We start from the raw sequence: 13,503 nt of genomic DNA, 5'->3' as shown, positions 1-13,503 counted from the left end.
GGGGCCGACCAGACGCCGACATGCCAGCAGCACGCACGACCGGCATGCCCCCGGGGCCGACCAGACGCCGACATGCCAGCAGCACGCACGACCGGCATGCCCCCGGGGCCGACCAGACGCCGACATGTCGGCAGCACGCACGACCGGCATGCGGCATTGCACACGCCCCGTGGTGCAGCACGCAACCGCCCGCACAACACACCGACGGCAACGCACGCGGCCGTCGGCTGAGTGCACGCCCAAGCTGGAACGTTCCACATGAGATGAAGAGGAGTAGCGCATGACCGGAGTTGCGTTGATCGGGAGCGGCCGGATGGGCTCGTTCCACGGCGAGACGCTCAGTCGGCGGCTGCCGGGGGTTGAACTGGTCGCCGTGGCCGATCCGGCGCCCGGGGCGGCCGCGGCCCTGGCCGGACGGCTGGGTGCCCGCCGGGCCTATCAGGATGCCGATCAGGTGTGGGGCGATGCCGAGGTGGAGGCCGTCGTGATCGCGGCGCCGGCGCGGTTCCACGCGGAGTTGGCGGTGGCGGCGGCGGGGGCCGGTAAGCATGTCTTCTGTGAGAAGCCGATGGCCCTCACCCTGGACGACGCGGACCGGGTGATCGACGCGGCGCGGAGTGCGGGGGTCGTATTGCGGGTCGGCTTCAATCGGCGGTTCGTGCCGGACTGGGTCGCGGCCCGTGGGCTGATCGACAATGGGCAGGTCGGCACGCCGCGGCTGCTGCGGTCGCTCACCCGGGATCCGGGCGGCTTCGACCCGGCCCGCATCGCGCCGGGCACCATCTTCAACGAGACGCTGATCCACGACTTCGACACACTGCGGTTCCTCAACCCGGGGGCCGAGGCGGTCGAGGTCTTCGCGGTGGCCGACGCCTTGGTCGAGCCGGCCTGGCGGGACCGTGGGCTACTGGACACGGCCGTGGTCACGGTCCGGTTCGACAACGGTGCGGTCGGGACGGCCGAGGCGTGTTTCGAGGCGAGCTACGGCTACGACGTCCGCGGCGAGGTACTGGGCGACGGCGGAATGGTCGCCATGGGCGACGGCCGCCGAACCGGTCTGACGTTCTCGGGCGCGGCCGGCCGCCTCGTCGAGACCACCCGCAGTGACCAGGAACTGTTCGGGGCGGCCTACACCGCGGAACTGGCCGCCTTCGTATCGGCCGTTGCGGCCGCCCAAGCGAACAAGAAACTGAGCGAAACGAGCGACCACGCGCACAACGACATCCACCGCCGAGCAAACAGTGGCGTCAACCGGCCGGCGAGCAACGAGCTGAGCGAGACGGACAACAGCGTGAGCGGACCCGACAACGGCGTGAGCAGGACGGACAGCAGGGTGAGCGGGGACGACCGGCACCGCGGGGATGACGGCTATGGAGCGACCGGTGAGGACGCCCGGGCCGCGCTGGCCATCGCCTTGGCGGCCGCGGAGTCGGTGCGTACGGGGAAGGCTGTGTCAGTGCGTGCTGGACAGGCTGTGTCGGGGGCAGACGGAGCAGGGGCGCAAGCGGAGGCGCGGGCCGGGGCTGAGTCCGTGGCCGGGGCTGAGGCCGGGGCTGAGGCCGGGGCTGAGGCCGGGGCCGGGGCCGGGGCCGGGGCCGGGGCCGGACGATGAGCGGGTTTCGGCTGGCCGTCTGCGCTGAGATGGTGTTTCTTGATCTGCCGTTTGCGGAGCGGGTTCGGCGGATCGGGGCGCTCGGGTTCGAGGCCGAGATGTGGGGCTGGGCCGGCAAGGATCTTGAGGAACTGGCTGACACCGGTGTCACGATTTCGTCGATGACCGGGTATCTGCGTGGTTCCCTGGGCGACCCGGACGGTGGCGACGAACTGGTCCGGACCGCGCGCCTGTCACTGGAAGCTGCTGAGCGGATTGATTGTCCGCGGCTCAATGTGCACGGCACCGGGCTCGATGAGCGTGGCCTGCCCGTTGCGCCGGCCGCGGTCGTTACGCCGGGGATGTGGCTCACCGCGGCTCGCACCCTGGGTCGGCTGGCCGAGCTCGGTGAGCGGGCGGGGCGGGTGTTCACTCTGGAGAATCTGAACACCGCGGTCGACCATCCGGGAACGCCGTTCGCCCGCGCCGCGGACACGATCGCGCTGGTCGAGGCGGTCGGGAGTCCGTACGTACGGCTGAATCTCGATCTCTATCACGCCCAGATCGGCGAGGGGAATCTGATCGGGCTGGTCGAACGGGCCCGGCCGCTGATCGGCGAGATCCAGGTCGCCGATGTGCCGGGACGACAGGAGCCGGGCACCGGGGAGATTCACTATCCGGCGGTGGCGGATGCGTTGCGGCGAATCGAGTACGACGGCGTCGTGGGGCTCGAGGGATGGGCATCGGACGGCGACTCCGAGCGGGCCCTCGAGCGCTTCCGGCAGGCGTTCAGCCCAGCGGGAGAAGCGGAAAGCAAAGCGGAGGAAGCCGAAACCTGAGCGGGGAGGCCGAAAGCAAAGCGAAGGAAGCCGAAAGCAAGGCGAGGGACGCGGCAAAGGATCAGGCGGGCAGATAGCAGCAGTCCGAGCAGATGCGGGGCTGGGGCAGGGTCAGGGCCAGGCAACACGTCCGGCGGCGGAGGCGGCCGCCGTTCCACTCGATCAGGTCGGTCAGGCCCAGGGTGCCCAGCAGCGTCGTGATGTCGTCCGGTGAAGCGCCGCCGACCGCTCGCACAGCGTGACGGGCGGCGTGGGCCATGCCGGCCGACAGGGAGCCCAGCAACGGGCGGCGGCTGATCCGGACCGCCCCGCGGAAGGCGTCCAGCAGAGGCAGGACGTGTTCGTCGAGCAGCACCCGCCGGGCCGTCGCCAGCAGGGCGGTCTCGTCGGCCGCCGCGACGCCGCGGGTGAGCGGGTCGTCCGGCAACACCGAGATCGGCGTGCCGGGTCGCAGTCCGAGCCGGACCGGGGCGTCGGGAGCGTCCAGCTTGACCAGCACCTGGGCCGCCGTCACGTGCGGCACCCGGCGGGCCACCACCCAGCCGAAGGCGACCGGCAGCGACAGCCAGTACGAGTAGGCCTTCCACATCAGCGCCGCCGAGACGTGCGGCCGGGCCGGCCAGCGCCGGCCGGCCGCGGCCAGCAGCAGGCCGATGTCGTCGCCGGCCAGGGCGGACGCCGGGATCCAGCCGTCCGGATCGGTCACGAAGAGGCCGGGTGCCATCCCGGGCAGGGTCCGCTTGCCGAACGCGACCCCGATCGCACCGATCACTTCGTCCACGGCCGCCGTATACCCCGCTGGGCGTAGATGAAAAAGCCTAGGCCCAGGGCGCGTGGATGACCTTGTCGACGGCGATGGTCATGATCAGGCGGACCTGGTCGCGGCCGCCGAACCACGGGTACGGGCCGCCCAGGTACTTCTGGGCCAGCTCGTCGATGTGCTCGGCACCGCCCTTGGGCGTCACGTCGACGACGCGCCCCTTCACCGAGTAGTAGTCAGCCACGCTGGAAGGGTTCGTCACGATGACTGACACTCGCGGGTCGCGCTCGACGTTGCGGACCTTGCGGAAACCCTCGACCGTGTTGATCAGGATGTGTTCGCCGTCGGTGCCGACCCAGGTCTCGGTGAGCTGGGGCGACCCGTCCGGGTCGGTGGTCGCGATGAAGCAGGGGCTCGGGCCGCGAAGCAGGTCGAGCAGCCCTTCAGGCAAGATCGTCACGGCCCGAACGTACCCGGCTGGTCGTCACACAATCGTCATGGCACCGGGAAGAAGCCGCCAACCGGGCGCCGCACCATCAGAAGATGCCTGCTGAAGCCGTACGGACGCGAGTCGCTCGCCGGCTCGGCCGTGACCTCGCCCTGACTCCCAGTGCCTTCATCGCCGTCGCCGGAGTGTGGCTGGTCATCACGCCGATCGTGATCGATCACGGCGTCTACCCGTGGATCAACGACGTCATCGCCGGCCTCGTGCTTCTGGCGATGAGCGCCGCCCAGGTCGTCCTCCCCCGCCGGTCGCTCGCCCTGAGCGCCGTCGCGGCCGTGATCGGCGTCTGGCTGATCATCGCCCCGTACGCGCTCGCCTACGCGGACCAGCTCGGCGTCGCCTGGAACGGCAAGGTCGTCGGGACGCTGGTGATCCTGCTGGCCATCGCCAACGGCCTGCCGGCGAAAAAGTGAGCGCCTCGCTTATGTTAATGAGGCTCTGACCCATTCAGAGTCTCACCGTACGCCGTTGTACTGAACGCATGACACTTCTCATCGGTGGTACGGGCAAGACCGGACGACGCGTGGCCGAGCGCCTGACCGCGCGGGGCGAGACCGTGCGGATCGGCTCGCGCAAATCGGAGACGCGGTTCGACTGGGACGACGAGAGCACCTGGCGGCCGGCGATCGAGGGCGAGCGGTCCGCGTACATCACCTTCTATCCCGACCTGGGCCTGCCCGGCGCGGCCGACCGGGTCGGCGCGTTCGCCGATCTCGCGGCGGCCCACGGGGTCGAGCACCTCGTGCTGCTCTCCGGCCGGGGCGAGCCACTCGCCCGGGAGGCCGAGCTGCGCGTGGAGAACTCCGGCGCGGCCTGGACGATCGTGACCTGCGCCTGGTTCGCCCAGAACTTCAGCGAGGACTTCCTGGTCGACGCGGTGCTCGGCGGCGACATCCGGCTGCCCGCGGGCGACGTGGCCGAGCCGTTCGTCGACGCCGACGACATCGCCGAGGTGGTGGCGGCCGCGCTCACCGATCCCCGGCACCGCGGGCAGCGCTACGAGCTGACCGGGCCCCGGGCGCTGACCTTCGCCGAGGTCGCGGCCGAGCTGAGCAAGGCGACCGGGCGCGAGATCCGCTACACCCCGATCAGTTTCTCCGAGTACGAGGACGTTCTGCGCGCGGCCGGGTTGCCGGTCGAGCTCGCCGACATGTTCCGCGGCATCCTCGACGGCCGCAATGCCGAGCCCGCCGACGGTGTGCGACGCGCGCTGGGACGACCGGCGACAACCTTTCCCGCGTACGCCGCGGGGGCGGTCGACGCCGGAGCTTGGAGCTGACCGGTAATTTGAGCGCATGGATGCGCTGACCGGGCTGTTGGACGGGCCCCGGGCCCGCGGGGCGTTCCTGCTGCGCTCGGTCCTGGATCCGCCGTGGTCGCTGCGGATCCAGGACGGCTCCCCGCTCTCGCTGCTCACGATGGTGCGGGGCGAGGCCTGGATCCTCAAACAGGACACCGCCCCGGCCCGCATCGGCGCCGGCGACGTCGCCGTGGTCAACGGTGTCGAGCCCTATGTGGTGGCCGACGACCCCGGGACCGCCCCGCAGGTGATCATCCATCCCGGCCAGCGGTGCGAGGCGGCCGACGGCACCGAGGTGAAGCTGACCGGCCAGGGCGTCCGCACCTGGGGCACCCGCCCGGACGCCCCGACCGTGATGATCAGCGGCACCTACCAGATGCACAGCGAGGTCAGCCGCCGCATGCTGGACGCGCTGCCCGGCCTGCTGATCCGGCCGGCCGAGGCGGGCGACCGGGCGCTCATCGACCTGCTCGTGCGCGAGATGAACGGCACCGAGCCGGCCCAGGATCTGGTGCTCGACCGGCTGCTCGACCTGGTGCTGGTGAGCGTGCTGCGGTCGTGGCTGGCCGCGCCGTCCGACGACGCACCGGGGTGGCAGCGGGCCCAGACGGATCCCGTGGTGGGGCCCGCGCTGCGTCTGGTGCACGACGATCCGGCGTACGGCTGGACCGTGGCCTCTCTCGCGACGAGGACGGGCGTGTCGCGGGCCTCGCTGGCGCGACGGTTCACCGAGGTCGTCGGCGAGTCTCCGATGGCCTATCTGACCAGCTGGCGGCTGACCCTGGCGGCCGATCTGCTGCGGCAGGGCGACACCACGCTCGAGTCGGTGGCCCGGCGGGTCGGCTATGGCAGCGCGTTCGCCCTCAGCACGGCGTTCAAGCGCGAACGCGGCATCAGCCCGCAGGAATACCGTCGTCGCCCGGCCCACGCGCCTCAGGCGTCTCCCCTGCCCCGCGTGGTGCGCCTCACGTGACCTGACCGCCCATGTGGGTGTCAGACCCGATGGCAACACCCCCGGTGGCCAGGCAGTCTCTCAGGAGGAAGTGTTTTCTCCTGAGAGCCGGTGATCCCACGTGTCGCTGTTCTGGCGGATCTTCTCGCTGAACGCGGCGGTCCTGACCGTCGCGGCCCTCGTGCTGCTCTTCGCCCCGGTCACCGTGTCGGCGACGGCGCGGCTGGCCGAGGCCCTGATCATCCTGGCCGGCACCGCGCTCACCCTGGTCGCCAACGCGGCCATGCTGCGGGTCGGGCTGTCGCCGCTGGCCCGGCTGACCCGGGTGATGACGACGATCGACCTGCTCAAGCCGGGCACCCGGCTGAGCGCCCGCGGGCACGGCGAGATCGCCCAGCTGATCACCACGTTCAACTCGATGCTGGAACGGCTCGAGGCCGAGCGGGCGTCGAGCGCCGGGCGGGCCCTGTCGGCCCAGGAGGCCGAGCGGCACCGGATCGCCCAGGAACTGCACGACGAGATCGGCCAGACCCTGACCGCGGTGCTGCTCGACCTCAAGCGGGTGGCCAAGGCGGCCCCCGAACCGGTCGCCGACCAGCTGCTGCAGGTGCAGGAGAGCACCCGGAACAGCCTGGACGAGATCCGCCGGATCGCCCGCCGGCTGCGGCCGGGTGTGCTCGACGAACTGGGCCTGGCCAGCGCGTTACGGGCGCTGGCGGGCGAGTTCACCACGGCCGGGTTGTCGGTGCGCCGCCAGGTCGGCTCCGATCTGCCGGTGCTGCCCAAGGACGTCGAGCTGGTCGTCTACCGGGTTGCCCAGGAAAGCCTGACCAACGCCGCCCGGCATTCGGCGGCCCAGCACGTGGATCTGGTGCTGGCCCGCACCGACTTCGGCGTGCGTCTGTGCGTACGGGACGACGGGCGCGGCCTGCGCGGCGCCGCGGAGGGAGCGGGGATCCGCGGGATGCGAGAACGGGCGTTGCTGATCGGGGCGCACCTGACGGTGGAATCCGGGACGACCGGCGGAACCGCGGTCCAGCTGGAGGTGAAGGCGTGATCCGCATCCTGCTGGCCGACGACCATGCCCTCGTACGCCGTGGGGTCCGCCTGATCCTCGACGCCGAACCCGATCTCGAGGTGATCGGTGAGGCCGCCGACGGTGCCGAGGCGCTCGCCCTGGCCGCGGCCGAGCCACCCGATCTGGCCGTGCTCGACATCGCCATGCCGCGGATGACCGGCCTGCAGGCCGCCCGCGAACTGACCAGAACCCACCCGGGAGTACGCATCCTGATCCTCACCATGTACGACAACGAGCAGTTCTTCTTCGAGGCACTGCGGGTCGGCGCGGCCGGCTACGTGCTGAAGTCGGTGGCCGACCGGGACCTCGTCGAGGCCTGCCACGCCGCCATGCGCGACGAGCCGTTCCTCTATCCGGGGGCGGAGACTGCCCTCGTACGGGATTATCTGGAACGCGCCCGCACCGGAGCCGAGATCCCCGACCGGGCGGTCACCGAACGCGAGGAGGAAGTGCTCAAGCTCGTCGCCGAGGGGCACTCCACCCGCGAGATCGCCGAGCTGCTGTTCATCAGCGTCAAGACGGTCGAGCGCCACCGGTCCAACATCCTGACCAAGCTGGGCCTCAAGGACCGCCAGGAGCTGACCCGGTACGCGATCCGGGCGGGGCTGATCGAACCGTGATGCTCGCCGTCCTGGTCCTGCACGCCGTGGCCGCCCTGCTGGCCCCGTTCCTGGTGCGGGGCCTGGGTAACCGTGCCCTCTATCTGCTCGCCCTGGTCCCCGGCGGCACCTTCGTCTGGGCCCTGCTGCACCGCGCGCCGATGAGCGAGACCTATCCGTGGGTCCCGCACCTCGGCATGGATCTGGCCCTGCACCTGGGCACGCTGTCCTGGCTGATGCTTCTGGTGGTCAGCGGCATCGGGGCCGTCGTGCTCGTCTACTGTGTCCGCTACTTCGACCGGGGCGACGAGTCGCTGGGCCGTTTCGCCGGCGTCTTCCTCGGTTTCGCCACCGCGATGACCGGCCTGGTGGTTTCCGACGACCTTCTTCTCCTGTACGTGTTCTGGGAGCTCACCACCGTCTTCTCGTACCTGCTGATCGGGCACAAGGGTCAGCAGGCGGCCGGGCGGCGCGCGGCGATGCAGGCCCTTGTGGTCACCACCGCGGGCGGGCTGGCCATGCTGGTCGGCTTTGTGATGCTGGGCCACGGTGCCGGCACCTACCGGTGGTCCGAGATCGCGGCCGGGCCGTTGCCCGAGGGCAGCGCCGTGGCCGCGGTGCTTATCCTGGCCGGGGCACTCAGCAAGTCGGCCATCTGGCCCTTCAGCTTCTGGCTGCCCGCCGCGATGGCCGCGCCCACTCCGGCCTCGGCCTATCTGCACGCGGCGTCGATGGTCAAGGCCGGTGTCTTCCTGCTCGGTCTGATGGGCCCGCTGCTGGCCCAGGCCGCACCCTGGCGCCCGGTGGCCGTCGTCGCCGGGGTGGTGACCCTGCTGCTCGGCGGCTGGGCGGCGATGCGGCAGAACGACATCAAACTTCTTCTCGCGTACGGGACGGTGAGCCAGCTCGGTCTGCTCACCGTCGCGTTCGGGGCGGCCGGGCGGACGGCCGCGCTCGCCGGAGCCGCGCTGCTGCTGGCCCACGCGTTGTTCAAGGCGGCCCTGTTCCTGGTCGTCGGCATCATCGACCGCCGGGCCGGCACCCGCGATCTGCGCGAGCTGAGCGGGCTGGCCCGGCGAACCCCGGTGCTGGCCGCGATCGCCGGGCTGGCCGTCGCCTCGATGGCCGGGGTGCCGCCGCTGGCCGGGTTCGTCGGCAAGGAGTCGCTGTTCGCGGCGTTCGAGCACGGCGGGACGACCGACCGGCTGGTGCTGATCGCGCTGGTCGCCGGGTCGGCGCTGACCGTCGCGTACGGGCTGCGCTTCCTGTGGGGCGCGTTCGCCGTCAAGCCGGGTGTGCCCGAGGTGGCCTGGAAGAAGCCGGGGCGGGCCTTCGTGGCGCCGGCCGGGTTGCTCTCCGTGGCCGGTCTCGCCGCCGGGCTGGGCGCGTCGTGGCTGGACCGGGTGCTGACCCCGTACGGGGAAATGTTTGGTGGCGAAGGCGAACATCTGGCGCTGTGGCACGGATTCGGGCTGCCGCTGCTGCTGTCGGCCGCGGTCCTGGCCATCGGCGGGATCGTCTTCGCGACGCAGCTGCACGGGCGGCCGTGGCCGCGGCAACGGATCCCGCAGGCCGAGTCGGTCTACATGCGACTGATGAGCGCCGTGGACCGGGCCGCCGTCGAGGTCACCGGGGCCACCCAGCGTGGGTCGCTGCCGTTCTCGCTCGGCATCATCCTGGTCGTCCTGGTCATCCTGGGCTCGAGCACCCTGCTGCTGGGCGGGGTGAACTGGCCGGCCGGCATCCGCTTGTGGGACACCCCCCTGCAACTGGTGGTCGGCGTCGCCGTGGTCGCGTCCGCGCTGGTCGCCGCCCGCTCCCGCCGCCGGCTGACCGCGATGATCCTGGTCGGCGTGTGCGGCTACGGCATCGCCGTCCTCTTCGTGCTGCACGGCGCGCCCGACCTGGCTCTCACCCAGTTCCTGGTCGAGACGGTCACGATCGTCATGTTCGTGCTGGTGCTGCGGCGCCTGCCGATCCGGTTCTCGGCCCGGCCGCTGCGGGGCAGCCGGATGATCCGCAACGTCCTGGCGGTCGCCACCGGGCTGGTCACCTCGGCCATGGCCTACGTGGCGGTCGGCGGCCGGACAGCCACCCCGATCTCGGCCGACTTCGCCGAACCGGCCGTCTCGTACGGCGGCGGCCACAACATCGTGAACGTGGCGCTGGTCGACATCCGGGCCTGGGACACCATGGGCGAGATCTCGGTGCTCGTGGTGGCGGCGACCGGCGTGGCCAGCCTCATCTTCCGGCGCTCGGGGGCGCTGCAACGACGCCGCGCCGAGCAGGGTACACAGCCCGCCCGCACCGGTTCCTGGATGCGCGCCGCCGACAACCCCGAGGCCCGCCGCCAGTCGATCATCCTGCAGGTGGTGGCCCGCCTGCTGTTCCACACGATCGTGCTGTTCTCGCTCTACCTGCTGTTCTCCGGGCACAACGCCCCGGGTGGCGGGTTCGCCGGCGGCCTGGTCGCCGGGCTGGCCCTGACCACCCGCTATCTGGCCGGCGGGCGCCGCGAGCTGAACGCGGCGGCCCCGGTCGACGCGGGTCTGCTGCTCGGCGCGGGCCTGCTGGTCGCGGTCGGCACCGGCGCGGTGGCGATGGTGGCCGGCGGTCAGGTGCTGCAGAGCGCGCTGCTCGACTTCCACCTGCCCGTGGTCGGCCACCTGCACTTCGCCACGTCGGCGTTCTTCGACGTCGGCGTCTACCTGATCGTGGTCGCGCTCGTGCTCGAGATCCTGCGCAGCCTGGGCGCCGAGCTGGACCGCCAGCACGACGCCGCCACCCGCGAGGAGAAACGAGCCCTGGAAAAGCAGAAGGAGCCGGTCGGATGACTCCGAATCTTGTCTACATCGTCGTGATCGGGGTGCTGTTCGCGGCGGGCGTCTCGATGGTGCTCGAACGCAGCCTCACCCGCGTCCTGATGGGGATGATCCTGCTCGGCAACGGCGTCAACCTGTTGATCCTGCTCGGCGGCAAGGCCGGCACCCCGCCGATCGTGGGTCTCGGCCCGGACGAGGAGATGGCCGACCCGTTGCCACAGATCATGATCCTGACCGCGATCGTCATCACCCTCGGCATGACCGCGTTCCTGCTCGCCCTGGCCTATCGCAGCTGGGCCATGTCCGGCCACGACGAGGTGCAGGACGACGTCGAGGACCGCCGCATCATGCAGCTGGCCGAACGTGACCAGGGTTCCGGCATCGACGACGTCGACCACGGGGTGAACCGATGACCTGGCTCGTACCCCTGCCCGTCGTCATGCCGCTGTTCGGCGCGGCGCTGACGCTGATGATGGCGCGCAAGCCGCGGGCGCAGCGGACGGTCAGCCTGACCGTTCTCACCGCCACGCTGCTGGTCTCGTGCGCGCTGCTCTATCTGTCCACGACCGAAGGCGCGCAGGTGGTCGCGGTCGGCGGCTGGGCCGCGCCGCTCGGCATCGTGCTGATCGCCGACCAGCTGGCCGCGCTGATGCTGGTCGTCTCGGCCGCGGTGACGTTGTGCGTGCTCGTCTACTCGATCGGGCAGGGCATGGCCGACGGGCACGAAGAGACGCCGCTGTCGGTCTACCACCCGACCTACCTGGTGCTGACCGCCGGCGTGACCAACGCGTTCCTGGCCGGCGACCTGTTCAACCTGTACGTCGGGTTCGAGATCCTGCTCGTGGCCAGTTACGTGCTGCTGACCATCGGCGGCACCGAGAACCGGATCCGCGCCGGTTCCACGTACGTCGTGGTCAGCCTGTTGTCGTCGGTCATCTTCCTGACCGCGATCGGGCTCATCTACGCCGCCACCGGCACGCTCAACCTGGCCCAGCTGGTCGACCGGCTCGACGCGCTGCCGGACGGGCTGCGGCTGATCCTGCAGGCCATGCTGCTGCTGGCGTTCGGCATCAAAGCGGCCGTGTTCCCGCTGTCGTCGTGGCTGCCGGACAGCTATCCGACGGCGCCCGCCCCGGTCACGGCCGTGTTCGCCGGGTTGCTGACCAAGGTGGGTGTGTACGCGATCATCCGTACGGAAACGCTGTTGTTCCCGGGCGGACGGGCCGCGGTCGTGCTGCTCGTGACCGGCCTGCTCACCATGGTGGTCGGCATCCTGGGCGCGGTGGCGCAGTCGGACATCAAACGGTTGCTGTCGTTCACCCTGGTCAGCCACATCGGCTATCTGCTGTTCGGGGTCGGGCTGACCACCCAGCTCGGACTGGCCAGCGCCATCTTCTACGTGGTCCACCACATCACCATCCAGACCACGCTGTTCCTGGCGGCCGGCCTGATCGAGAAACGCGGCGGCAGCACGGCCCTGGACAAGCTGGGCGGCCTGGCCAAGCTCTCCCCCGTGCTGGCCGTCCTGTTCCTGGTGCCCGCGCTCAACCTGGCCGGCATCCCGCCGTTCTCCGGCTTCATCGGCAAGCTGGGGCTGGTGCAGGCCGGGGTGGCCGACGGCGGCGTGCTGGCCTGGCTGCTGGTCGGCGGCGGCATCCTGACCAGCCTGCTCACCCTCTATGCGGTGGCCCGGGTGTGGAACCTGGCCTTCTGGCGTACGCCGCACAAGTCCATGCCGACCGGCCGGCTCCCCGCCCTGATGGTCGGGCCGACGCTGGCCCTGGTCCTCTTCGGCGCCGGCCTGACGTTCGTGGCCGGTCCGCTGTTCGACGTCGGTGACCAGGCCGCGTCGACGCTGATGGAACGCAGCGGCTACGTCGAGGCCGTCTTCGGTGGAGGTACGCCATGACCGGCGGACGCTGGCGGGACCGGGGCGTCGCCGCGCTCGGCCTGACCGTGATCTGGGTGCTGCTGTGGGGCTCGTTCACGCCCCTGACCATGGTCGGCGGGGTGGTGGTGGCGGTGATCGTGCTGACCGTCTTCCCGCTGCCGCCGGTCACCTACGCCGGACGCATCCACCCGCTGAGCGTGCTGCGCTTCGCGGGCCGGTTCCTGACCGACATGGTGCTGGCCAGCGCCCAGGTGGCGGCGCTGGCGTTCCGCTTCGGGCACGTGCCGCGCAGCGCCGTCATCGCCGTGCCGCTGCGGGCGCCGTCCGACCTCGGGCTGACCATGACGGCCGAGGCGCTGTCGCTGGTGCCCGGAAGCCTCATCGTCGACGTCGACCGTAAGCGCGGCATCCTGTTCGTCCACGTGCTCGACGTGTCCGGTCCCGACTCGGTCGAGCGGTTCCGGCAGGACGTGCTCGACCTGGAAAGCCGCATCATCCACGCGTTCGGCTCGCCCGCCGAGCGTCACGCTCTTGGGGAGGTTCCGGCATGACCGCCGTGGCCATCGTGGTCACCAGCCTGCTCGCCGTCGGCGCCGGGCTCGCCCTGATCCGCATCGTTCGCGGGCCGTCGGTGCTCGACCGCATCGTGGCCACCGACGTGCTGCTGGCCGTCATCGTGATGGCGCTCGCGACCGAGGCCGCCTTCTCGCGGGACGCCACCGTGCTGCCGATCCTGGCCGTGCTGTCGATTCTCGGCTTCACCGGGGCGGTCAGTGTGGCCCGGTTCGCGATCCGGCGCTCGCCTTCCGCCGGGGACCGCTCGTGACCGGCGTGCTGGATGTCGTCGCCGGGGTGTGCCTGATCGTCGGCGCGCTGCTGAGCCTGTCGGCCGGGATGGCGCTGATGCGCTTCCCCGACCTGCTCTCGCGCATGCACGCCGCCACCAAACCGCAGGTGCTGGGCCTGCTGCTGGTGCTGACCGGCTGCGCGCTGCGGCTGCGCGACGCGGTCGACATCACCACACTGCTGCTGGTCGCCGTCTTCTCGATGGCCACCGCCCCGGTCGCCGCCCACATGATCGGCCGGGCCGGCTACCGGGCCGGCCTGGCCCGCAAGGACCTGCTCGTGCTCGACGAGTTGCGCGAGGCCGACGACCGGCGGTGAGG

15 protein-coding genes are annotated in these 13,503 nt (G+C 71.1%); 13 read left to right on the top strand and 2 right to left on the bottom strand.

Translation table 11 applies throughout. The features are described from left to right. Positions 1-280: 280 nt before the first annotated feature. Complete coding sequence (locus KOI35_RS46350; RefSeq protein WP_246614914.1) at positions 281-1,612, top strand: Gfo/Idh/MocA family oxidoreductase; 1,332 nt, start codon at positions 281-283, stop codon at positions 1,610-1,612. Then, positions 1,609-2,430: a TIM barrel protein gene (locus KOI35_RS46345; protein ID WP_308121468.1), complete on the top strand. Its 822-nt coding sequence runs from the start codon at positions 1,609-1,611 to the stop codon at positions 2,428-2,430. Before KOI35_RS46350 ends, KOI35_RS46345 begins: the two co-directional genes overlap by 4 nt. Before the next feature lie 61 nt (positions 2,431-2,491). Here the strand turns inward: KOI35_RS46345 and KOI35_RS46340 are convergent, their stop codons facing one another. Then, the gene (locus KOI35_RS46340) at positions 2,492-3,211 is read right to left on the bottom strand and encodes a hypothetical protein (RefSeq protein ID WP_215796180.1); all 720 of its coding nucleotides are present in this window, start codon (positions 3,209-3,211) and stop codon (positions 2,492-2,494) included. A 37-nt stretch (positions 3,212-3,248) separates the two neighbouring features. Then, positions 3,249-3,650: a PPOX class F420-dependent oxidoreductase gene (locus KOI35_RS46335; RefSeq protein ID WP_215796179.1), complete on the bottom strand. Its 402-nt coding sequence runs from the start codon at positions 3,648-3,650 to the stop codon at positions 3,249-3,251. A gap of 83 nt (positions 3,651-3,733) precedes the next feature. Here KOI35_RS46335 and KOI35_RS46330 point away from each other — a divergent pair, with 83 nt between their 5' ends. The 11 genes from KOI35_RS46330 to mnhG all read left to right on the top strand — a co-directional run bounded on the left by KOI35_RS46330 (position 3,734) and on the right by mnhG (position 13,501). Next, positions 3,734-4,108 carry an SPW repeat domain-containing protein gene (locus KOI35_RS46330; protein ID WP_215796178.1) on the top strand — a complete coding sequence of 125 codons (375 nt, stop codon included), beginning with the start codon at positions 3,734-3,736 and terminating at the stop codon, positions 4,106-4,108. Between the two features lie 68 nt (positions 4,109-4,176). Next, on the top strand, positions 4,177-4,974 hold the full coding sequence (locus tag KOI35_RS46325) for an NmrA family NAD(P)-binding protein (protein ID WP_215796177.1): 798 nt from the start codon (positions 4,177-4,179) through the stop codon (positions 4,972-4,974). Positions 4,975-4,990: 16 nt separating this feature from the next. Then, positions 4,991-5,968 (top strand): AraC family transcriptional regulator, encoded by a 978-nt coding sequence (locus KOI35_RS46320; protein WP_215796176.1) that lies wholly within the window; start codon positions 4,991-4,993, stop codon positions 5,966-5,968. A 100-nt stretch (positions 5,969-6,068) separates the two neighbouring features. Then, positions 6,069-7,004, top strand: a complete 936-nt coding sequence (locus KOI35_RS46315; RefSeq protein ID WP_215796175.1) for a HAMP domain-containing sensor histidine kinase — start codon at positions 6,069-6,071, stop codon at positions 7,002-7,004. Beyond that, positions 7,001-7,645 carry a response regulator gene (locus KOI35_RS46310; protein ID WP_215796174.1) on the top strand — a complete coding sequence of 215 codons (645 nt, stop codon included), beginning with the start codon at positions 7,001-7,003 and terminating at the stop codon, positions 7,643-7,645. The genes KOI35_RS46315 and KOI35_RS46310 overlap by 4 nt, the downstream gene beginning before the upstream one ends. Continuing rightward, entirely contained in the window at positions 7,645-10,458 is a 2,814-nt protein-coding gene (locus tag KOI35_RS46305) for a Na+/H+ antiporter subunit A (protein ID WP_215796184.1), read from the top strand. The genes KOI35_RS46310 and KOI35_RS46305 overlap by 1 nt, the downstream gene beginning before the upstream one ends. Continuing rightward, positions 10,455-10,859: a Na(+)/H(+) antiporter subunit C gene (locus KOI35_RS46300; protein ID WP_215796173.1), complete on the top strand. Its 405-nt coding sequence runs from the start codon at positions 10,455-10,457 to the stop codon at positions 10,857-10,859. Before KOI35_RS46305 ends, KOI35_RS46300 begins: the two co-directional genes overlap by 4 nt. Further along, positions 10,856-12,355: a Na+/H+ antiporter subunit D gene (locus KOI35_RS46295; protein WP_215796172.1), complete on the top strand. Its 1,500-nt coding sequence runs from the start codon at positions 10,856-10,858 to the stop codon at positions 12,353-12,355. The genes KOI35_RS46300 and KOI35_RS46295 overlap by 4 nt, the downstream gene beginning before the upstream one ends. Continuing rightward, positions 12,352-12,888 carry a Na+/H+ antiporter subunit E gene (locus KOI35_RS46290; protein ID WP_215796171.1) on the top strand — a complete coding sequence of 179 codons (537 nt, stop codon included), beginning with the start codon at positions 12,352-12,354 and terminating at the stop codon, positions 12,886-12,888. Before KOI35_RS46295 ends, KOI35_RS46290 begins: the two co-directional genes overlap by 4 nt. Beyond that, the gene (locus KOI35_RS46285) at positions 12,885-13,163 is read left to right on the top strand and encodes a monovalent cation/H+ antiporter complex subunit F (protein WP_215796170.1); all 279 of its coding nucleotides are present in this window, start codon (positions 12,885-12,887) and stop codon (positions 13,161-13,163) included. The genes KOI35_RS46290 and KOI35_RS46285 overlap by 4 nt, the downstream gene beginning before the upstream one ends. Further along, positions 13,160-13,501 carry a monovalent cation/H(+) antiporter subunit G gene (mnhG, locus tag KOI35_RS46280; protein ID WP_215796169.1) on the top strand — a complete coding sequence of 114 codons (342 nt, stop codon included), beginning with the start codon at positions 13,160-13,162 and terminating at the stop codon, positions 13,499-13,501. The genes KOI35_RS46285 and mnhG overlap by 4 nt, the downstream gene beginning before the upstream one ends. The last annotated feature ends 2 nt before the right edge of the window (positions 13,502-13,503 follow it).

This window comes from Paractinoplanes bogorensis (assembly GCF_018829635.1).
Lineage (GTDB): Bacteria > Actinomycetota > Actinomycetes > Mycobacteriales > Micromonosporaceae > Actinoplanes > Actinoplanes bogorensis.
This window is presented reverse-complemented; position numbering and strand designations above follow the sequence as displayed.